General features: G+C 32.3%; 18 protein-coding genes. 10 read left to right on the forward strand and 8 right to left on the reverse strand.

What is annotated here, in order from left to right:
- Positions 1-79: 79 nt before the first annotated feature.
- Complete coding sequence (locus ACI9TV_RS08335; protein WP_415250319.1) at positions 80-568, reverse strand: hypothetical protein; 489 nt, start codon at positions 566-568, stop codon at positions 80-82.
- 95 nt (positions 569-663) lie between these two features.
- On the opposite strand from ACI9TV_RS08335, the gene ACI9TV_RS08340 reads away from it, so the two are divergent.
- A complete protein-coding gene (locus ACI9TV_RS08340; RefSeq protein WP_415250320.1) occupies positions 664-1,692 on the forward strand; it encodes a bifunctional 3,4-dihydroxy-2-butanone 4-phosphate synthase/GTP cyclohydrolase II in 1,029 nt (342 codons plus the stop codon).
- Positions 1,673-2,632, forward strand: coding sequence for an FAD:protein FMN transferase (locus tag ACI9TV_RS08345; RefSeq protein ID WP_415250321.1), 960 nt, complete (start codon positions 1,673-1,675; stop codon positions 2,630-2,632). Before ACI9TV_RS08340 ends, ACI9TV_RS08345 begins: the two co-directional genes overlap by 20 nt.
- Here ACI9TV_RS08345 and ACI9TV_RS08350 read toward each other — a convergent pair.
- Genes ACI9TV_RS08350 through ACI9TV_RS08365 form a run of 4 tightly spaced genes read right to left on the reverse strand, consistent with a single transcriptional unit; the run spans position 2,603 to position 5,284 of the window.
- Positions 2,603-3,049, reverse strand: coding sequence for a hypothetical protein (locus ACI9TV_RS08350; protein WP_415250322.1), 447 nt, complete (start codon positions 3,047-3,049; stop codon positions 2,603-2,605). The genes ACI9TV_RS08345 and ACI9TV_RS08350 overlap by 30 nt on opposite strands.
- The gene (locus tag ACI9TV_RS08355; RefSeq protein ID WP_415250323.1) at positions 3,033-3,515 is read right to left on the reverse strand and encodes a hypothetical protein; all 483 of its coding nucleotides are present in this window, start codon (positions 3,513-3,515) and stop codon (positions 3,033-3,035) included. The genes ACI9TV_RS08350 and ACI9TV_RS08355 overlap by 17 nt, the downstream gene beginning before the upstream one ends.
- The gene (locus ACI9TV_RS08360) at positions 3,515-4,042 is read right to left on the reverse strand and encodes an FMN-binding protein (RefSeq protein WP_415250324.1); all 528 of its coding nucleotides are present in this window, start codon (positions 4,040-4,042) and stop codon (positions 3,515-3,517) included. Before ACI9TV_RS08360 ends, ACI9TV_RS08355 begins: the two co-directional genes overlap by 1 nt.
- 12 nt (positions 4,043-4,054) lie before the next feature.
- The gene (locus tag ACI9TV_RS08365; protein WP_415250325.1) at positions 4,055-5,284 is read right to left on the reverse strand and encodes a porin; all 1,230 of its coding nucleotides are present in this window, start codon (positions 5,282-5,284) and stop codon (positions 4,055-4,057) included.
- A 168-nt stretch (positions 5,285-5,452) separates the two neighbouring features.
- Between ACI9TV_RS08365 and ACI9TV_RS08370 the strand changes: the two genes are divergently transcribed.
- From ACI9TV_RS08370 to ACI9TV_RS08400, 7 genes are read left to right on the forward strand one after another with little or no spacing between them, the layout of a single operon-like run.
- On the forward strand, positions 5,453-6,175 hold the full coding sequence (locus ACI9TV_RS08370) for a DUF695 domain-containing protein (RefSeq protein WP_415250326.1): 723 nt from the start codon (positions 5,453-5,455) through the stop codon (positions 6,173-6,175).
- Positions 6,176-6,179: 4 nt separating this feature from the next.
- Positions 6,180-8,009, forward strand: a complete 1,830-nt coding sequence (locus tag ACI9TV_RS08375) for an MFS transporter (RefSeq protein ID WP_415250327.1) — start codon at positions 6,180-6,182, stop codon at positions 8,007-8,009.
- Complete coding sequence (locus ACI9TV_RS08380; RefSeq protein ID WP_415250328.1) at positions 7,999-9,189, forward strand: saccharopine dehydrogenase family protein; 1,191 nt, start codon at positions 7,999-8,001, stop codon at positions 9,187-9,189. Before ACI9TV_RS08375 ends, ACI9TV_RS08380 begins: the two co-directional genes overlap by 11 nt.
- A 1-nt stretch (position 9,190) precedes the next feature.
- Complete coding sequence (locus ACI9TV_RS08385; RefSeq protein WP_415250329.1) at positions 9,191-10,027, forward strand: HDOD domain-containing protein; 837 nt, start codon at positions 9,191-9,193, stop codon at positions 10,025-10,027.
- A gap of 4 nt (positions 10,028-10,031) precedes the next feature.
- A complete protein-coding gene (locus ACI9TV_RS08390) occupies positions 10,032-10,883 on the forward strand; it encodes an HDOD domain-containing protein (protein ID WP_415250330.1) in 852 nt (283 codons plus the stop codon).
- Positions 10,877-12,031 carry a carboxynorspermidine decarboxylase gene (gene nspC / locus ACI9TV_RS08395; RefSeq protein WP_415250351.1) on the forward strand — a complete coding sequence of 385 codons (1,155 nt, stop codon included), beginning with the start codon at positions 10,877-10,879 and terminating at the stop codon, positions 12,029-12,031. Before ACI9TV_RS08390 ends, nspC begins: the two co-directional genes overlap by 7 nt.
- Complete coding sequence (locus ACI9TV_RS08400) at positions 12,028-12,582, forward strand: class I SAM-dependent methyltransferase (RefSeq protein ID WP_415250331.1); 555 nt, start codon at positions 12,028-12,030, stop codon at positions 12,580-12,582. The genes nspC and ACI9TV_RS08400 overlap by 4 nt, the downstream gene beginning before the upstream one ends.
- A gap of 11 nt (positions 12,583-12,593) precedes the next feature.
- Here ACI9TV_RS08400 and ACI9TV_RS08405 read toward each other — a convergent pair whose 3' ends face one another.
- From ACI9TV_RS08405 to recO, 3 genes are read right to left on the reverse strand one after another with little or no spacing between them, the layout of a single operon-like run.
- Positions 12,594-13,676, reverse strand: coding sequence for a DNA alkylation repair protein (locus ACI9TV_RS08405; protein WP_415250332.1), 1,083 nt, complete (start codon positions 13,674-13,676; stop codon positions 12,594-12,596).
- Positions 13,661-14,722: a hypothetical protein gene (locus ACI9TV_RS08410; protein WP_415250333.1), complete on the reverse strand. Its 1,062-nt coding sequence runs from the start codon at positions 14,720-14,722 to the stop codon at positions 13,661-13,663. The genes ACI9TV_RS08405 and ACI9TV_RS08410 overlap by 16 nt, the downstream gene beginning before the upstream one ends.
- Position 14,723: 1 nt before the next feature.
- The gene (recO, locus tag ACI9TV_RS08415) at positions 14,724-15,341 is read right to left on the reverse strand and encodes a recombination protein RecO (RefSeq protein WP_415250334.1); all 618 of its coding nucleotides are present in this window, start codon (positions 15,339-15,341) and stop codon (positions 14,724-14,726) included.
- 188 nt (positions 15,342-15,529) lie between these two features.
- Between recO and gltB the strand changes: the two genes are divergently transcribed.
- Entirely contained in the window at positions 15,530-19,969 is a 4,440-nt protein-coding gene (gltB, locus tag ACI9TV_RS08420) for a glutamate synthase large subunit (protein ID WP_415250335.1), read from the forward strand.
- Position 19,970 lies beyond the last annotated feature (1 nt).

Below are 19,970 nucleotides of genomic sequence, written 5' to 3' on the forward strand. Positions count from 1 at the left end.
GCCGAAATTATAGACAAATTGCTTTTTAATGTCAAGGGAAATTTGCCTAAATTTACCAAAATATAAAATATTTCTCAAACTAGGATTTATGCTGGATATTTTTACTTACTAGTTGACCATTCATATCCATTTTATAGGCAGCTCCAAATCCTAGTACTAGGCTTTTTTCAGATGGAATAAGCTTTATAACTTTAAAATCTTTCATTTCTCTAAGAAAAGAAAGGGATTCTCCATATCTAGCATCAAAAAGCTTAAAGATATTTTCTGTATCTTCTTCTAGTACACATGTAACACTAAAATATAAACGTTTTCTAGCATAGATATTGCTCGCTTTACTTTCATCCTCTATTATTAAAGCATGTGCTTTTTGAGTTTCTATCATATTTATATAGTGAGGTAGTTGTGAACTTATACAGATAAAGTAGTTTCCATCTTTTGTAACAAATGGTGAATAATTTGTTAAAGGCTCATTCTTAGTACTTACAGTAGAAAGAACTACGCTCATTTTATCATTTTCAAATGTTTTAAATTCTTCTATTATTTCTTCATTAGTTTTTGTACTTCTCATAAGTATCCTTGAGAGTTTTTGTGATTATACCTTTTTAGTTTATATTATTAATAATTATTTGAGTATAATCACTTAAATTATTTAAAAGAGAATGCATGACACCCATAGAGAGAGTTTTAGAAGCGATTGAAGAGATTAAAAAAGGCAAGATGATCATAATGTGTGATGATGAAGATAGAGAGAATGAAGGAGACTTAGTATATGCAGCTGCATTCTCAACTCCCCAACATGTAAACTTCATGGCAAAAGAGGCACGTGGACTTATTTGTGTAGCTTTAAACAAAACTATGGCAACAAGATTACAGTTAAATCCAATGGTAAGCTCAAACTCTTCATCATATGAAACAGCATTTACTGTAAGTGTTGATGCAAAAAGTGCGTTAACAGGTATTTCTGCAGCAGAGAGAGATGATACTATTAAAATTTTAGCAAATCCTATTTCTCATGCGGATGAACTAGTTCGTCCTGGACATATTTTTCCACTTATTGCAAAAGAGGGTGGTACACTTGTTCGTACTGGGCATACTGAAGGTTCTGTTGATATTTGTCGTTTAGCTGGATTGAGTGAAGCTGGTGTTATCTGTGAAATTATTAAAGAAGATGGAACAATGGCAAGACGTGATGATCTTGATATCTTTGGAGAAAAACATGATCTTAAAACAGTATTTATCTCAGATATTGTTGAGTATCGTTTAGCAAATGAAAGACTTGTACATGAAACAAAAGTTCAAGAAATAGAGTTTTTTGATGTAAAAGTTCAACAACACACATTTGAAGATCATGATGGGATTGAACATACAGCTGTTGTATTTTATAAAGCTGGTGAAGTTGCAAATGTTCGTGTTCATAATGTTGTAACAGACATTGAACTTCTTTTAAATCAAGAAAAATATAATAACTTAGTTAATTCTATTGAGTATCTTAAACAAAATTCTGGAGTACTTGTGTTTATAAATAAAACAACACATCAAGATAACTCAGCTATGAAAGAGATAGGTACAGGCGCACAGATCCTTACATCTCTTGGCGTTTCTAAAATGAACTTAATCACTTCAATGAAGCAGAGTGATTTTGTTGGTCTCGGTGGATTTGGACTTGAAGTTAATGAGATTATTAACCTTTAAATTCCTTTCTCTCTTTTTTATCTCTGTAACTTTTTTAAGTGCAGAGATGTTTTCTCGTACCAAAGTTGCTATGGGTACTTTTGTTACAATCTCTTTAGAAAAAAAACATAAAAAATATATAGAAAATGCTTTTCACCTAATTGAGGATATAGAACTTTCCTTATCGTCTTACAATTCACAAGCAATCATCTATCAGCTTAACAAAAACAAAATGGTGAAGTTAGATGCATACGCATATGAGGCATTGGACTTAAGTAAAAAGTATTATTGCCTAAGTAATAGATATTTTAACATCACGATAGGTGCTATTACTAAGGATTTATATAAATTCGGTAAAGTAGAAACTATTCCAAGTAACGTAGAACTCAAAAAAGCAAGTACAAACTTTGGTGGTTTACACTTTACTACGAAGGTGGCTACTTTAGATAAAGCTCTAAAAGTAGATTTAGGTGGAATGGGGAAGGGTTTTGCTGTAGATAAAGTGCATGAATACTTTCAATCTAAACAGCTAAGTAAAGGAATCATTGCGGCAAGTGGAGATATTCGTTGTTTAGATGAATGTGACATCGATGTTGCAGACCCTTTTAGTGATGATGTCTTACTCTCGTTTAAAACTTTAAAAGCCAATGTTGGCATTAGTACAAGTGGTAATTACAATCGTTATGTACAATCTAAAAAACATAACCATCTCATAAATCCGAAAATGAAAGAGTCTCAAAAAAACTTTATATCTATCACTTTGATTTCAGAATTACCTAGTAGTGATTTAGATGCCTATGCAACAGCAGCAAGCGTTATGCCTATTAAAAAGGCGTATGAATTTTTAAATGGACATGACTTGGCGTATATAATTATGCAAAGTGATAGGAAGTTACGATTTAGCGATAATATCTCAAGATATGTAAAAGATTTAGTTATTCATAATGGAATTAAGAAGTAACCAAGATATATAGATAATCAAACTCTCTAACACAATGAATGAAGTGATTTTGATATAAGAAAAAAACTCAGCTCCTAGAATAATAAAAAATGGGCTAAATACCTCTAGAAAGGCACTGGTAAAGAGTATGTAAATTAGAATCTTGATTTGCTTTGTATCTTTGTATTTTGTGAAAATTAAAAAATGTAAAATAACCATAGCAAAAAGCCCAAATGCAAAAAGATGGGGTAATACAATTTTGAGAATTCCTGTGGAACTCTTTGCTACGATAAACTTATCTTCATCTCCTAAGTAATACGCAACAATAGCATTTGTACTAAAACCTATCTTTTGCTCAAATAACATTACACCACTTCCTACAAGGAGCATAGAAAAAGCTAAGAAGTAAACTATAGAGTATTTATATGTTTGGGTCATAGTAGAGTTTCCAAAGGGAATAAAATATCATATACATAGCAATTATATGCCAAGCAAAAAATAAAATTGAGTATACGAGAACAAATGCTTGGGATATAAAAAAAGCAAGTAAAAGTGAAATAAGTGAAAAAAGGGCGCTGAGCATTAATGCATTTAAAACAATAGCTTTAAAGGTAGTATGTTTAGCTAATCTTATAAATACAGTAGAAAGTGTAAGTAGAATCATCATCATAAAAAATATCTCTACATGCCAAAACTCTAAGAATGATGAGGCACTAAGTGGATCTATAAATTCATCTTCATTTCCAAAGAGTGTTGTCATAACTTCGTTTGGGAATACGCCAAAATTTAAATGTTTTACCAAGATGTCTGAGATAATATAAAAAAAAGTAAAAAAGAGTAAACCCGTTAGAATAGGGTGCATACTCTTGTCTTGGCGTAAGTTTTTTATGAGAGTAAATCTCATTATTTTTCCTTAAGCATTTCGTTATATATTGCAAAAGCTACCCGTGAGCCATTTGTAATAGCCCTAGCACTGAGTGTAGCTCCTGTAATAGTTGGAATATCCCTTGAACTTTTTAGCATAGTATCTGTACTAATATCTTTAAATTGAGAATTCCAATTTTTAGAAGGGAGATACTCTAAAGGTTCATTAAAAGCAATAATTTCTATACTTTTTAAGATGGAATTTTTGGATATAAAGTAGAGTACTACTGCATTTTTTGAACGGACTTTTTTATTTATAAGGACACCATACCCAAGTAGAGTAGTGTCTTTAGTCGCTTTAAATATACGGAAAATTTTACTTGAGAGCTTTACTTGTGCAGCTTGTTCTATAGTTTTAGCACGTGATGAAGAAAGTAAAATATTTTTCTTTGTGATAATTGTGCCACTTCCATAAGTAGATTTCATAGCATCTATTGGTGAAATAAGTACTTTTGCACTCAAAGGGAGTGCAAGTAATAGAAGTATATAGATAGTTTGTTTAAACATATTTTCTCTTTTTTAGAATATAAAGCCCATTGACACACTTGCGATATTGTCATCAGTAGAACCTTTGCTTTGCATTGCATAGTCTAATTTTAACACAACTTGTTCATGTGGAAAGTAATTTATACCAAGAGTTGTCGTTTTTGTTGCATCTCCTGAAGTTCCATCTGCCCGAGAATCTTCTGCATTCATATCTTCATATTGAACAAACACAGGCAATGAACCTGTAGAAGATGAAGATAGTAAATCATAACTAAGGTTTAAGTAACCACCATATGCTTTATCTACAGCGTTCGTTGCAATATTACCAGCTTGAGATCTATTTACTATTGCATACGTTCCATACACTCTCGCACCTGCAACCTTGTAATCTACGTGCACATCTGTTATTGTAGTTGCAGATTTAGTAGTGCTCTCAGAAGGTGCATAATACGCTGATGTACCTAAAAGAAGACCATTTGTTCCAGTGTAGTCAAGTCTTGCTGTGAACCCAAGGCTAGGGTCTGTTTGTTTATATGAACCACCACGGCCATCACGTAACCATTTTGAACCATTTACTCCCGTCTCTAAAGCACTCGTTGCAGCAAAGTTGTATGATAAACCTTCTGTGATTTCACCATATACCATTACACCGCTCTCATGCCAAGTTGATGGAATGATATTTTTCGAAGTATTTGGTCTTTGTACTGTTGTAAAAAGTGTTGGTTCATGTCTTTCATTAATGAGACCCATTGGCATCAACATATGACCAACTCTAAGGTTATACTTTTTATCCATTAAGAAGTCTAAATACATAAACTCCATGATAACTTCGCCACCATTACCTTTGGCGTCTACTCCACCATGTTCAAACTCTATTTCTGTATTTAAGATGATGTTGTCTGTAAATTTATACCCGATGTATGGAACAAATCTATATACATCTAAAGTTCTTTTATCAGTTGAATCTCCTTCTTGAGATGCAAAGTACATTTCACCATAACCACCTATGGAAAGAGGAGACTTAGAATAGTAAACTTTTGAAGCAGCACTTGCTAAACCGCTGTGTGACTTAGTTGGATCAACAGTTGTGTAATTAAAACCAGATTTTAAATCACTTGTTTCATCTATAAGAGACTGTGTAATCTCTTTAAGTTCACTCATCTCTTGTTTAAGCTGAGCTATTTCACTTTTATCATTAGCGAATGCTGTACTAGTTAGGGTTAAAGCTGTTAATAAGCTTAGAGTTATTTTTTTTGAGTTCATTTTATTTTCCTTTAATGATATTGATACCAATTATCATTCTTGTTAATTTGAGCGTATTGTAATATAAAAAATCCTTCTTGTCAATAGTTTTGATAATCAATTTCAATAAAGATAAAAATATTCAGCTTTTTAAGCTATAATAAGATAAAAATAAGTAATAGAGAATGCATGAGAGAAATTTTTTCAAGAGTAGAAGATACAAGTATATTTAACATCGAAGTAAATATCGATGCAGGTGAGATTAAAAGTGACAATCCTTGGTTGTTTAGTGTCTTTGTAAAGTACGGTGGGCTTGATGACTCCAGTGAAGCATATGAAGAGTTCTTAGAGACAAAAGAATCTTTGATTATTGCTATCGAGTATGAAGATAAAGCGCACTATCTTGGAAGCAGAATGGTTGACGGTTGGACTGAGTTCTATTTTTGTGCATCTACCTCTAAAGAACTTAATCCTATGGTTACTTCTATTTTAAAAGACACAGGTTATGCCTATGAAAGTAATATCATTAAAGATAAAAAATGGAATTTTTACGAGTTGCAACTTTTCCCTACGGAGTTAGAATTTATTCATATTCAAAGTGATAAAATAATCTTTTTACTTGAAGAAGAAGGTGAAGATTTAGAAATACTAAGGGATGTAGAACATTATATTTCATTTCTTACACCGACACAAAAAAACAGATTTTTAAATACTTTAGAATTAGATGGTTTTTCCTTTAAAGATGATATTAGTACTGAAGAATTTGAGCATGGAGTAGCTTTAGTAAAAAAACATGCAGTTACAAATGATGTTCTTAATAATGTTCTCAATGGACTTTACATCAAAATAAAAGAAAATCAAGGTTTTTATGAGGGTTGGAGTACTACCCTTGTAAATACTGAAGAAAACTAAGTCAATGGGAAGAATGTTTGCCATTATAGGTGTTATGAATTATCTTGGTGTTGTATTTTTAAATGCATTTACAGATTTAGGACATAAAATAATCATTCAAAATACTATCTTTAAAGTATATGATGGTGAAATGCAAATTATTTTAACATCAATAGTCAATGCTCTCATTCTTCTCCCTTTTATCTTGATGTTTTCACCATCTGGATTTTTAGCAGATAAGTATGCTAAAAATAGAATCATGAAGTATGCATCTCTTTTAGCTGTAGTTATTACTCTGTTGATAACTTTTTCATACTATCAAGGTTGGTTCTATATCGCTTTTGGTTTGACTTTTGTTTTGGCATTACAAAGTGCAATTTACGGACCTGCAAAGTACGGGTACATTAAAGAACTAGTTGGAGAACAACATCTTTGTACAGGAAATGGAGCAGTTCAGGCTGTTACAACTGTTGCGATTTTAGGCGGTATTATTTTTTATACAGTTTTATTTGAAAACTTATTAAATGATAATTTTACAAGTAAAGAGGAGATTTTGCAGACTATAGCTCCTCTTGGATGGTTGTTAGTCTTAGGTTCTCTTATCGAGTTATACTTATCTTCAAAGTTACCTAACAAAATGCTACACCATACAAAAAGAAAATTTGAAAGTAAAAAGTATTTTCGTGGTGAATATTTATATAAAAATCTTAAAATTGTAAGAAGAAAACCAGAAGTTTTTGAAGCAATTATCGTACTTAGCTTATTTTGGTCTATCTCTCAAGTAATACTTTCTATTTTTGGTGAATTTGCGAAAAGTGAACTTGGTATTACAAATGCAATTACAGTGCAAGGGGTAATGGCATTAGCGGGAATTGGTATAGTTATCGGTTCTGTTTTTGCGTCAAAATTCTCCAAGTATTATATTAATATGGGACTTGTGAGTATAGGCTCTGTTGGGATCATGATTGTAGTTTTCTTAGTTGCACAGACTAATTCTATTGAAACTTTAGCCTTTTTATTTTTTGGATTTGGAATTTTTTCTGGTCTTGTAATGGTTCCTTTAAATGCGAGGATACAGTTAATTACGCCAAGCATTCATTTAGGGACAGTTTTAGCTGGAAGTAACTTTATTCAAAATTTATTTATGGTTGGATTTTTACTTATAACCACTATTTTTGCATACTTTGGTACAAATGCAGAGTCATTGTTTTATGTGATGGGTTTTGTAGCTGTATATATGACATTAACTGTGTTTAAACGGTATTTGATTATGACATTCTGGACTATTCTGGAACTTCTGTCTATGCTCGGTCATAAATATGAATATATTGGTTTAGAGAATATTCCTCTTACTCGTGGTGTTCTTTTACTTGGAAATCATGTGAGTTGGTTGGATTGGATTATTTTGCAACTACCTTTAAACAAACAGATTAATTTTATGATGGATAAAGAGATTTATAATTGGAGACTTTTTAATTTTGTATGTAAAAGAGGTGAAGCTATTCCTATTTCGCCAAGAGCTTCTAAAGATGCTTTTAAAGAAGCGCATAGTAGACTTTTAAAAGGTAAGATAGTTGCAGTATATCCAGAAGGTAAAATTAGCCAGACGCATGAGCTAAATACATTTCAAAGAGGTTATGAGTATATTGATCAAGGTTATGATGGAGTCATTGTTCCATTTTTTATCTCAGGTTTAGAAGGCAGTCTATTTTCACGTTGTCGGGCAAGAAATCCACGTTCTTTTTTCAAACGTAGGGTAATAACTGTATATTTCGGTACAGCAATATCTAAAGAAACAAAAGCAGAAGAATTACAAAAAGTAGTACAAGAGATGAAGGATAAACATGAGCAATAAAACAACATTAATTATAGGCGCTGGCGGAGTAGGTCGTGTAGTTACACATAAGTGCGTACGAAATGCATCTATATTTGGACGTATAATCCTTGCAAGTAGAACTTTAAAACGGTGCCAAGAAATACAGTCTGAACTTCCAAAGGGAAGTGTAGAAATAACGACTGTTGATGCTGATAATACTCCTGAACTCATTGAACTTATCAATGCCTGTAAGGCAGATATTGTTATTAATGTGGCTTTGCCTTATCAAGATTTGACTATTATGGACGCTTGTATCGCGACTAAGACTCCGTATCTTGATACCGCAAACTATGAACATCCCGATGTTGCTAAATTTGAGTATAAACTTCAATGGGAACGCCATGATGCTTTTAAAGAAGCTGGAATTATGGGACTTCTCGGAAGTGGTTTTGATCCTGGTGTGACAAATGTATTTTGTGCTTATGCACAAAAACATTATTTTGATTCTATAGAAACGATTGATATCTTAGATTGTAATGATGGAGATCATGGCTATAACTTTGCAACAAACTTCAATCCTGAGATAAATCTTCGTGAAGTTTCAGCAGATGGAAGATACTGGGAAGAGGGACGTTGGTTTACAACCCAACCACTACAGCAAAAAATTGTATGGGATTATCCAGAAGTTGGTAAACGTGATTCCTACTTACTCTACCATGAAGAGATGGAATCTTTAATTAAGAATATAAAAGGTCTGAAGCGTATACGATTTTTCATGACTTTTAGTGAAAAATATTTAATGCATATGCACTGTTTATCAAGTGTTGGTATGTTAGGAATTAAAGAGGTAGAACATAAGGGTCAAAAAATTATACCCATAGAGTTTTTGAGTACCTTACTTCCAGATCCTGCCTCACTTGGTAAAAGAACAAAAGGTAAGACAAATATTGGTGTAGTAGTAAAGGGCATAAAGGATGGTGTACGTAAAAAGATATATATTTATCAAGTAAGTGACCATGAAAAATGTTTTAAAGAAGTGAACTCTCAGGCTGTTTCTTATACAACCGGAGTACCAGCTATGATTGGTGCAAAACTTATCTTAGAAAATAAGTGGAATGGAAAGGGTGTATTTAATATGGAAGAGTTTGATCCGGATGTTTTTATGTATGAGTTAAACAGACAAGGTTTACCTTGGAAAGTTGAAGAACTAGAAGTATAAAATGGATTATAAAAGCTTAGTAGATACGATAGAGTCTTTACCACCTTTATCAGATTCAGCGATATTAATTAAAAAGTTATATGATGAAGGTGCTGAGAATGTCGACATAATTAAACTCGTACGTATTATTGAGTCAGACGCACTTTTAACAGCTAATGTTTTAAAAATGATAAATGCTCCCTTTTATGGTTTTTCTAGAAAAATTGCTTCTGTATCTCAGGCGGTATCTTTATTTGGAACACATATTATGTATGGTTTAGTGATTAATTTTGCAATGACACAAAAGATTAAAGCAAAGACACAAGCTTATAACCTTTCTCCAACTGAATTTAATGAGATGTGTCATATTCAAAGTCACTTAATGATGCAATGGTATTCTAAAGTAGATTTACGACATGCTCAGTTTTTAGCTCCACTAGCACTTATAATGGAATCTGGAAAACTTGTTTTAGCACAAGAAATAGCAAATAGTGCATATACTGTGGAATTTAAGCAAGGTCTTAAAGAGTGTGAAGAAATTGAGAAGTATGAGTATGAGTTAGTCGGAACTACCTCGTATCACTTAAGTGGCTTGTTATTTGATCATTGGAACCTTGAACCGTTATATGTAAAAATGTTAAAAAATTTAGATATTGAAGATGAAGAGATAACTGGGAAAATGGAGTATTACATCGATACTTTAGATGTGATTAGAACAGCCGTAAATGTCAAAGAATTCCTAACCGATGAATCGATTGCAAAGGCGAGTATAATTGTACGAAATCTTGATTTAGATCATGTACATTTTGAACATGTTGCACGCCGTATTAAAAATGCATATAACAAAAAGAAGAGATAGAAGTATGAATGTTGAAAATATTGTAAAATCTATAGATGCACTAGCACCCCTGTCTGATGCTATCTTAGATATTCAAAAACTTTATTCAGCTGGACAAGAAGAGTTAGATATAAATAAGCTAATAAGCTTTATAGAATCAGATTCTCTCCTTTCTTTAAATATCTTAAAAATGGCAAACTCACCAATATATGGATTTTCTACTAGAATAGCTTCCGTATCTCAAGCAGTTACACTTTTTGGAATTATGCAAGTATATGGTTTTGTGATGAAGTATGCAGTTTCAGAAAATATAAAAGCAAAAACAGAAATTTTTGGATTTTCCAATGAAAGATTCAATGATATTTGTAATATTCAAAGTGCATTACTCCTTCAATGGTACTCAAAAATTGACTTAGAAGATGCAAGATTCTTAGCTCCTTTAGCTTTAATTATGGAAACTGGAAAGCTTGTTATTGCAAATGAAGTAAGTGTAACTTCATATGAAAAAGAATTTGAAGAAGGGTTTCGAAAGTCTAAAGATTCTAACAATTATGAAAAGCTACTTATCGGTACAACTTCGTATGAGCTAAGTAGTATGGTGTTTAAGCATTGGCACCTTGAACCTTTATACATACGAATCTTGAAAGAGTTACAGGAAAAAGATGAAGCAAGCGAAACTCTACGTAAGTACATACAGATCTTAAATATTGTTTTGAGTGCTGTTAATTTAAAGTCAATTTTGAGTAAGGCTTCTGTATTAAAAGCATGTACACAGGTAAAAGAAATGGGGTTAAACCCTAATGCTTTTGCAAAGGTTGCTTTAAATGTAAAGCGTGCTTATATATCTGAGCTAAAAGTTAGACAAGAAAAATCTTAGTGCTAGACCTGAAAAGCCTTCCAAGCCCTTGTTATATTTGTGAAGAATCTCTACTTGAGAAAAACTTACAGACTTTAGAGTATGTTCAAAAACAAAGTGGTGCTAAAGTTATTTTAGCTTTAAAAGGCTTTGCTATGTGGAGTACATTTTCTGTTGTTTCAAAGTATCTAAAAGGCTGTACAGCAAGTGGATTACATGAAGCCCAACTTGCAAATGACACTTTTAAAATAAATAATATTGATGCTGAAATACATACATATTCACCGGCTTTTAAGGAAGAAGATATTAGAAAAATTGCTAAGATATCTGATGATATTGTTTTTAATACACCATCACAATTACTCAAATATAAAGAAATTGTTAAAGGTATAAATCCTAATATTAAAATATCTCTGAGAATAAACCCAGAAGTTTCTTCCTCTCAAAAAGATATATATAACCCATGTGGAATTTATAGCCGCTTAGGAACAACTTTAGCAAACTTTGATGAAGAAGTCTTAGATCATATAGATGGGCTTAATTTTCATGCTCTATGTGAACAAGATGTGGATGCTCTAGAAGAAGTTCTAGTTACGTTTGAAAAAAACTTTTCTAAGTACTTTAAAAATCTAAAATATATTAATTTTGGTGGTGGTCATCATATAACGAAAAAAGCTTATGATGTAGAAAAACTCATTCAAATAATTAAATCCTTTAGAGAAAAGTATAATGTTGATGTATATCTCGAACCTGGTGAAGCAGTAGGTTGGGAAACAGGGTATTTATTGAGTACAGTTTTAGATGTATTCCAAAACGGTATGAATATAGCTATTTTAGATACTTCAGCAGAAGCGCATATGCCGGATACTTTAGCTATGCCATACCGTGCAGATGTGAGAGGAAGTGGTGTGGCAGGAGAAAAAAAGTATACCTACAAATTAGGTGGGAATACCTGTTTAGCTGGGGATATAATGGGAGATTACTCTTTTGATGAACCTCTAAATATTGGAGATAAGGTTGTTTTTGAAGATCAAATTCATTATACGTTTGTTAAAAATACAACCTTTAATGGGATTAAATTACCATCTTTAGCAATTATCCGTAAAAGTGGTAAAGTAGATATTATTAAAGAGTTTGGGTATGAAGATTACAAAGGAAGATTATCATGATTGAAGATAAGGCAAGATGGAATGAAAGACATGTAAGCAAGCCAATGCGACATGAAGTTAGTCTAATTTTAAAGAAATATATAAATTACGCTAATATTGGAACTGCATTAGATTTAGCTTGTGGTACGGGAAGAAATACACATTTCTTAGAAGAAAAAAATTTCATAATAGATGCAGTTGATTTATCTGACTATGCTCTTTCTCAAATAAAAGATACAAAGAACATTCTAAAAATTGAAACTGATTTAGATACGTATGATTTAAAGAAAAATTCTTATGATTTGATTTTAAATTGTAATTATCTAAACCGTCGTTTAATGAAGCAAATGATTGATTCACTAAAGGATGGTGGATTACTTATATTTGAAACTTTTATTGTAGCACATGATAAACCGGAACAAGGAAGTATGAATCCCGCATACCTCTTAGCAAAAAATGAGCTTTTAAGTGCTTTTCTTGGTATGGATATTATTTACTACGAAGAAAGAAATGACATAAATCTACGTGGAGAAAAGAATAAGATTGCTTCTTTAGTAGCAAAGAAAAAATAGCTTAAAATAAACTAGATGAGATGAAACTCTTTATGTAAAAATACTTCACCGTTAATGATTATCTCTAGTTTATGTAAACCTTTATAGTAAGAGCGTGTAGTAATATTTTTAAAGGAGTACTTTTTTTGAAAAATCTTACTATTTTCCTTGTAAGTTCCTTCTGAAATTTTAAATACCTTCTTGCTGTGTGTTTTGTTTTTTCTTAAAAAAAATAGAGCAAACTCAAGACGTAGTTTTCCTAGGTTATTTAAAGACTTGATGAGAAACGAAAAATTAAATTCTTCTCCCATAGCTACATTATCATCTTGGATAAAATTTTCAAGTATGAGATTCGTTGTTTTCTTAAAGCCAAAAATATTTAATGTTTTTCTATCACTTTGTTTGAGTAATGTTCTGCATCCATGCTTTACAATAGCATCTAATGCTTTTGTATTTCCAATCCATTGAGAGGCTAAATCTTTTATAATATCTGGGTGATCTTTTGAAATATCATTAAGATTATTAGCAATACTTTTTTGTACATACTTATGTTTATCATCTTTAAGTACTTTAATGATTTTTAAGACCTCTGTAGGGTCTAGTTTAAACTCTTTTAGTGCAATTGCCCAAGGTAAACGAGGTCTACAGCCTTCACTCGCTAATCGTCTAATATGGAAGTTATTTGACTCAGCCCATATTCTCATTTGCTGCATTGTTTGCTTTGGATACTTGATGATGAATCTTCGTATTGCAAATTCACTTGAAGAGTTGATAGTAAAAGATTCTAGGGCATCCATTGAAATTTCAAAATTATCGAGTCCAAACTGTTCAACATAATCTTGAAAAATCATATTTTGAAGAGAGAAATCATAGTTCATATATAAAAATGTTTTTTTTAAAATTTGAATTGATTTTATATAGCTCTGAGGCAAATAAGACTGTAACCGTTGAGATATATGGTGCATTCTCTCTTTTAACTCTTTATCATGCCACTGTAAGTCAAAAACAGAAGGAATGAACTCATTTTTAAGAAAGTTAGGATAAAAATTTGTTATGTTAACAGAGAGTAAGTTTATATACTCTCTAGTATATAAATCTTTTAGTTGGGTGGACATAGTTTCTTATATGTTTGTCCAAAGTATATATCAATTGAAAAACGCATAGAATAATTAACTTTGTAGTCATGTTGTCTATGAAAATTCACTCCTGGTGAAAGCTCATAGAAAAACCACTTTTTCCAAATGTTTTCTCTATAGTTTACAGTAGTAATATAGTCATTTATTCCACCATAAGTATTATAGCTTTGGGTAGTAGGAGAACCATAAGGGATGTCTAGGTATTTTGTATTTCCTACAAAAACTTGTGAAATGCTAATCGCTGTTTGACTTTTCAAAGGAAGAAAGTATTGTGCGCTAAAGGCATAGTCCATACCTTTGACATTTTCCTGTGTATGTCTGTAAAGTGTCAATCGTAAAAGTTCTGCATCTTTAATTACTTTGTCAAAATAGACATTAGTTTCTTCTTCGAACTTTCTGTTTGAAGAATATTTGAATGTTTGGACGGGTTCTATGAACCAATCTTGCAGAGAATAGTTTAAGTTGTATCTTGCCCGAACAAATGGATTAAAACCTGATGTACCAATAGAATATTTTGATTTAATACCATAGGTTTTAGCTGCAAAATAATTTACTCCGATAGCTGTGCTAGAACTTTGGTTGATAGATTCATCTTTGAGTACTTGGTTAGATCCATTTTCTTGTATATCTTCAATAAAAAGGTTGTAATTCTTTTTAGTTCGGCTAAGTGGTATTCGAGCTCGAATTTTATACTTAAAATCGCTGGAGTGTTTTGTCTGAAATAATGAATTAAAGTTGACACGTAAAAAAGTTTTTTCAGTTTCATTAAGAAACTTATTTGTTTGAAAAAACGAGTCAACAGACTTTGTTGTGTCATAAGGAGATCTATTAACTAAAGTGGTATTTTGATCATCTACACTGCCACTAAAGAGTTTGTCTATGGAATGAGATAATGTATGAACATCATCAGAAATACTTGAATGCAAATTATCGAGATAGCTATGCTCATCTTGAACATTTATATCAGCATACAAAGTAAATGTACTCAATAAAGATAGAGATAAAGTAATGTGTTTGATAGACATCTTATAAACCCTCAAGTAAAATTACCCATAGTCTATCTATTTCTTTATCATTTAAAAATAAAGAAGACTTATTTTTATACAATTCTTTTAATCCGGCAGTATTTATACTTAATGTGTGTGTACATTCTTCATGTGTAGGTAAATATCCTCGTATTAAAGATACATTATCTTGGATTTTCATAGAGCACAAGAAGCATTCTCTTTCTATATGAAGTCTTCCCTCATGTTCTAATATCCTAACATAGGATTCAATAGCTACTCGTTTGGAGTTTTGTTTTCCCCATTGCTCAGAAGCATTATCTAAAAGTGTAAAGTAAAAATCTCCAATATCTTCAGCATCTTTAAGGTGTTTATGAAAAAGAGTTAAAAAATCTTGCCATAGTCGTAATTTAGAGTAATCATTAATCCACTTGAATCCTATATGAATTACATCTTTGAGTCTATGTATTGTAGATTTTGCAGATTCCCCGATTTCATAATCAATCTTGAAACCAATATTTATAGTCCCATGACGTGCACCATAAAACCTATAAAGAGTTTGTAAGTTATTCTTTGATATTATTGTAACAATTAAGTCTTCTTCTTTAACTTTGTTAAGATTTATGATGTAACCTTGCATCTACTCACTTTGGTGTGCTTCTTTTATACACAAATTTTAAATTTATTTAAAAAATTCTACTTAAATAATGCTTCCTTAAACCTTTATCTAGTATAATCAAATCACTTTGTCTAAATAGACTAAGTTAGATTAAAAAAAGCTTAAAATATTAAGTTTTTATAATGAATTTATACATTTCAGGAGAAATAATGGTTAAACATCATGATTTATTAAGATCATTTAAAGATAATTGTGGTTTTGGTCTTGTAGCCAATATCAAAAATAAAGCATCACGTAAGGTTTTAGATGACGCAGTTACTGCATTAGAGAGAATGATGCACCGTGGTGCAGTTGCAGCAGATGGAAAAACTGGAGATGGTAGTGGTTTACTGCTTTCTATGCCAGAAGAGTTTATAAGAAAAGTCTCATCCGAGAATGGGGTGGAACTACCTACACAATTTGCTGTAGCTTCTGTATTTACTAAAAATAGAGCACATTTAGATACTTTATCTGAAATCTGTATGAATAATGATTTAAAAGTTGTAATGCTTCGTGACGTGCCTATAGATATTAATGCATTAGGTGATCAAGCGATAGCAACATTACCAAATATTATCCAAGTGATTATCACGCCAAATTCTATTATGGCTACAAATAGGTTCGATGCGCTTTTATACCTTTCTCGTAAAGAAACTGAGCATAAATTAATCGAAGATAGAGATTTTTATATCGCTTCTATGAGTTCTAAAGTTCTTTCATACAAAGGGCTTGTAATGCCTACTCATATTAAAGAGTTTTATAAAGACTTTAATAATGAAGCATTTAAAATCTCTTTTTCATTGTTTCACCAAAGATTCTCTACAAATACTCTTCCAGAGTGGAGGTTGGCACAGCCTTTTCGTGCAGTTGCACATAATGGTGAAATTAACTCAGTTGAAGGAAATCGTTTAAACGTAAAAATAAAATCAGAATCTATCAAGTCGGAGGTATTTACTCCTGAAGAGATTGATAGAATTCTTCCAATACTACAACTTAACTCTTCGGATTCAGCTTCAGCAGATAACTTTTTTGAGTTTTTAATTGTTAATGGAATGGATTTCTTTAAAGCTGTTCGTGCAGTTATCCCTTCAGCATGGCAAAATTCTCCACATATGGATCCTGAGCTTCGTGCTTTTTATGAGTACCACTCAACTGTGTTTGAAGCATGGGATGGTCCAGCAGCATTCTCTGTAACAGATGGTCGTTACGTTGGTTGTGTACTTGATCGTAATGGTCTTCGTCCTTCAAAATACATCATTACAAAAGACAATAATCTTTTAATCGCTTCTGAATATGGTGTTGTAGACATTGCAGAAGAAGATATTAAAGAGCGTGGACGTTTACAATCTGGTGAAATGTTAGGACTTGACCTGAAATTTGGTAAAGTTCTTAAAAACGAGCAGATTAATGACTACTTAAAATCATCAAACCCTTATATGAAATGGTTAAACGAACATATGATTTATCTCCAAGAACATGTAGAGATTCAGTATGAAACTCCTTGTGAATACTCACGTGAGAATTTTGTTAAAAGACAAAGATACTTTAATATTACACAAGAGATTGTAGAACAAGTAATTGAACCTATGATAATTGATGGCAAAGAAGCTGTTGGTTCAATGGGTGATGATACACCTCTTGCAGCATTTTCAAATAAGCAAAGAAACTTTACAGATTACTTTAAACAAAAATTTGCTCAGGTAACAAATCCACCAATCGATCCTATTCGTGAAAAAGTGGTAATGAGTTTAAATACTGGTTTTGGTGAAGTACACAATATTTTAGATGAAATACCAACACATGCACATAGACTGAAATCAATTTCACCAATTATTACACATGAAAAACTCGAAGTATTAAAATCATTTGGAGATAGAAAATCTCCTCGTTATCAAGCTTTTTATCACAACACTATATTTTCAACTGCATATACAAACTCCTTGAAAGAAAGTCTTGATCTTTTAGTAGAGACAGTTGTCTCTTCAGTAAAAAACGATGGAACACGAATTATTATCCTTGATGATTATGAGTTTTCCGCACTTAATAAAGCAATTCCAATGGCCATGGTTGTTGGACGATTAAACCTTGCACTTCTTCAAGCAAAAGTTCGTCATCTAACTTCTATGATTTGTATTACGGGTGAAGTAGTTGACTCGCATAGTGCTGCGGTCCTTATCGGCTATGGTGCAAGTGCAATATATCCTAACCTTTTATTTGCAACGGTAATTGATAAAATCAATACCTCAAATGTTATTAACATTGATTGTAGGGAAGCTATTAAAGCTGTACATGGTGCTCTTAATGGGGGACTTCTTAAAATAATGTCAAAAATGGGAATCGCTACGATTGCTTCATATAGAAATTCTGCATTATTTGATGTTTTAGGTTTAAACGATGAGATAGTAAAAGATTGTTTTGAACATTCTCACTCAGAACTTGGTGGCCTTACATATGAAGACATAGATGAAAGAATAAGTAAATACCATAAAGATGCATTTGTTGAAGATGGATTTAAAAAGATTTTTCCATTAAATATTGGTGGATTTTATAAATTTTATTCAGGACAAGAACATCATGATTTTGGACCTGCTGTTATTCATGCTATTCATGCAGTTTCAGAAAGTGGTAAAAAAGAAGATTTTGATACATTAAAAAATCTTATTAACAAACGTGGCTTAAAATATATTCGTGATTTCTTTGATTTAAAATCGACAAGAAAAGCGATAGATATTTCCGAAGTTGAGCCTAAAGAGAGAATTTTCAAGAGATTTGCATCTGCTGCAATGAGTCTTGGTTCGATTTCACCAGAAGCGCATGAAACTATTGCTATTGCAATGAACAGAATTGGTGGTCAATCAAATTCTGGTGAAGGTGGAGAAGATAAAGATAGATTTGGTACTGAAAGAGTTTCAAAAATTAAACAAGTTGCATCTGGTAGATTTGGTGTAACTCCAGCGTATTTACGTTCGGCTGATGAGATTCAGATTAAAGTAGCGCAAGGTGCAAAACCAGGTGAAGGTGGACAACTTCCAGGGCATAAAGTTTCAGCACTAATCGGTAAACTTCGTCATACAGTTCCCGGTGTAACACTTATTTCACCACCTCCACATCACGATATTTACTCTATTGAGGATTTGGCACAGTTGATTTTTGACTGTAAACAAGTAAATCCTAAAGCACGTGTAGCGGTAAAGTTAGTTTCTACTATTGGTGTAGGAACAATTGCGGCTGGTGTTACAAAAGCATATGCAGATAAAATTATTATCTCTGGTGGAGATGGTGGTACTGGTGCTGCTCCACTGACTTCGATTAAATTTGCTGGTAATCCATGGGAAATTGGTTTAAGTGAAGCACATAATGCACTTAAAGCGAATAATCTTCGCTCCCTTGTTGAGTTACAAACTGATGGTGGTTTAAAAACTGGTTTAGATGTTGTTAAAGCTGCTCTTTTAGGTGCTGAGTCTTATGCATTTGGTACTGGTGTTTTAAGCATTGTTGGTTGTAAAATGCTTAGAATCTGTCATGTAAATAAATGTTCTGTTGGTATTGCAACGCAAAATGAAAAACTTCGTCAAGAATTTTTCAAGGGTCATATTGATCAAATAATTAATTACTTTACATTTTTAGCTGAAGATATCCGCTCAATTATGGCGGAACTCGGTTACAAAACTATGGAAGAGATGATAGGTCAAGTAAGCGTACTTAAAGTTAAAGATGATCCTTTCGCTCAAAAGTTTGACTTTAGCTCTATACTTCACCAAGAGGAAGGTGTGAATACGCATCAGCAAAAATTCAATCATCCTTTTGATGATAATTCATTTGAGCAAAGTGTTTTAGTAGAAGCAATGGCAGCTATTAAGCATCCTGATCATCCTATTAGAATAAACAGAGAAATTCAAAATGTTCACCGAAGTTTTGGTGCATTAGTTTCAGGCGAGATCGCTGAATACTATGGTGATGCAGGTCTTAAAGCTGATACGATTAAGATTAATCTAACAGGAGTAGCTGGTCAAGCTCTTGGTGCATTTTTAATTCATGGTGTTTCTATTTATCTTGAGGGTGTCGCAAATGATTACCTTGGTAAAGGTATGCATGGTGGTAAGATCATTATTACTTCTAAAAATGAAGGTGAAGAGTTTGCGGCTGGTGGTAATACTTGTCTTTATGGTGCTACAGGTGGTAAACTTTATATTTCAGGAAGTGTAGGTGAGAGATTTGCTGTTCGTAACTCTGGAGCTTTAGCAATTGTTGAAGGTACGGGAGATAATGCTTGTGAGTATATGACAGGTGGTATCGTAGCAATTCTTGGACGTACTGGTATTAACTTTGGTGCAGGAATGACAGGTGGTATTGCATTTGTATATGATGAAGATCATAGTTTTGTTGAGAATGTTAATCACGAACTTGTTGAAGCTGTAAGAATTGATACGGATGAAGGCTCTGATGCGAGACATTTACTTAAAAAATTACTTAAAGATTATGTTGTTGAAACTGAGAGTAAAAAAGCAAATGAATTACTTGAAAACTTTAGAGTAGAAGTAAGAAACTTCTGGTTAATTAAACCTAAAAACTTAACTAAATTACCTCTAAATATAGAGGCGGGAGACTAAC

This window comes from Sulfurimonas sp., assembly GCF_047622445.1.
Classification (GTDB): Bacteria; Campylobacterota; Campylobacteria; order Campylobacterales; family Sulfurimonadaceae; genus Sulfurimonas.

What these genes read in the sequence shown, in the direction of transcription:
- ACI9TV_RS08335 (WP_415250319.1), bottom strand. Translation starts at nt 568, where the DNA reads ATGAGAAGTACAAAAACTAATGAAGAAATAATAGAAGAATTTAAAACA.
- ACI9TV_RS08340 (WP_415250320.1), top strand. Translation starts at nt 664, where the DNA reads ATGACACCCATAGAGAGAGTTTTAGAAGCGATTGAAGAGATTAAAAAA.
- ACI9TV_RS08345 (WP_415250321.1), top strand. Translation starts at nt 1,673, where the DNA reads ATGAGATTATTAACCTTTAAATTCCTTTCTCTCTTTTTTATCTCTGTA.
- ACI9TV_RS08350 (WP_415250322.1), bottom strand. Translation starts at nt 3,049, where the DNA reads ATGACCCAAACATATAAATACTCTATAGTTTACTTCTTAGCTTTTTCT.
- ACI9TV_RS08355 (WP_415250323.1), bottom strand. Translation starts at nt 3,515, where the DNA reads ATGAGATTTACTCTCATAAAAAACTTACGCCAAGACAAGAGTATGCAC.
- ACI9TV_RS08360 (WP_415250324.1), bottom strand. Translation starts at nt 4,042, where the DNA reads ATGTTTAAACAAACTATCTATATACTTCTATTACTTGCACTCCCTTTG.
- ACI9TV_RS08365 (WP_415250325.1), bottom strand. Translation starts at nt 5,284, where the DNA reads ATGAACTCAAAAAAAATAACTCTAAGCTTATTAACAGCTTTAACCCTA.
- ACI9TV_RS08370 (WP_415250326.1), top strand. Translation starts at nt 5,453, where the DNA reads ATGAGAGAAATTTTTTCAAGAGTAGAAGATACAAGTATATTTAACATC.
- ACI9TV_RS08375 (WP_415250327.1), top strand. Translation starts at nt 6,180, where the DNA reads ATGGGAAGAATGTTTGCCATTATAGGTGTTATGAATTATCTTGGTGTT.
- ACI9TV_RS08380 (WP_415250328.1), top strand. Translation starts at nt 7,999, where the DNA reads ATGAGCAATAAAACAACATTAATTATAGGCGCTGGCGGAGTAGGTCGT.
- ACI9TV_RS08385 (WP_415250329.1), top strand. Translation starts at nt 9,191, where the DNA reads ATGGATTATAAAAGCTTAGTAGATACGATAGAGTCTTTACCACCTTTA.
- ACI9TV_RS08390 (WP_415250330.1), top strand. Translation starts at nt 10,032, where the DNA reads ATGAATGTTGAAAATATTGTAAAATCTATAGATGCACTAGCACCCCTG.
- ACI9TV_RS08400 (WP_415250331.1), top strand. Translation starts at nt 12,028, where the DNA reads ATGATTGAAGATAAGGCAAGATGGAATGAAAGACATGTAAGCAAGCCA.
- ACI9TV_RS08405 (WP_415250332.1), bottom strand. Translation starts at nt 13,676, where the DNA reads ATGTCCACCCAACTAAAAGATTTATATACTAGAGAGTATATAAACTTA.
- ACI9TV_RS08410 (WP_415250333.1), bottom strand. Translation starts at nt 14,722, where the DNA reads ATGTCTATCAAACACATTACTTTATCTCTATCTTTATTGAGTACATTT.
- recO (WP_415250334.1), bottom strand. Translation starts at nt 15,341, where the DNA reads ATGCAAGGTTACATCATAAATCTTAACAAAGTTAAAGAAGAAGACTTA.
- gltB (WP_415250335.1), top strand. Translation starts at nt 15,530, where the DNA reads ATGGTTAAACATCATGATTTATTAAGATCATTTAAAGATAATTGTGGT.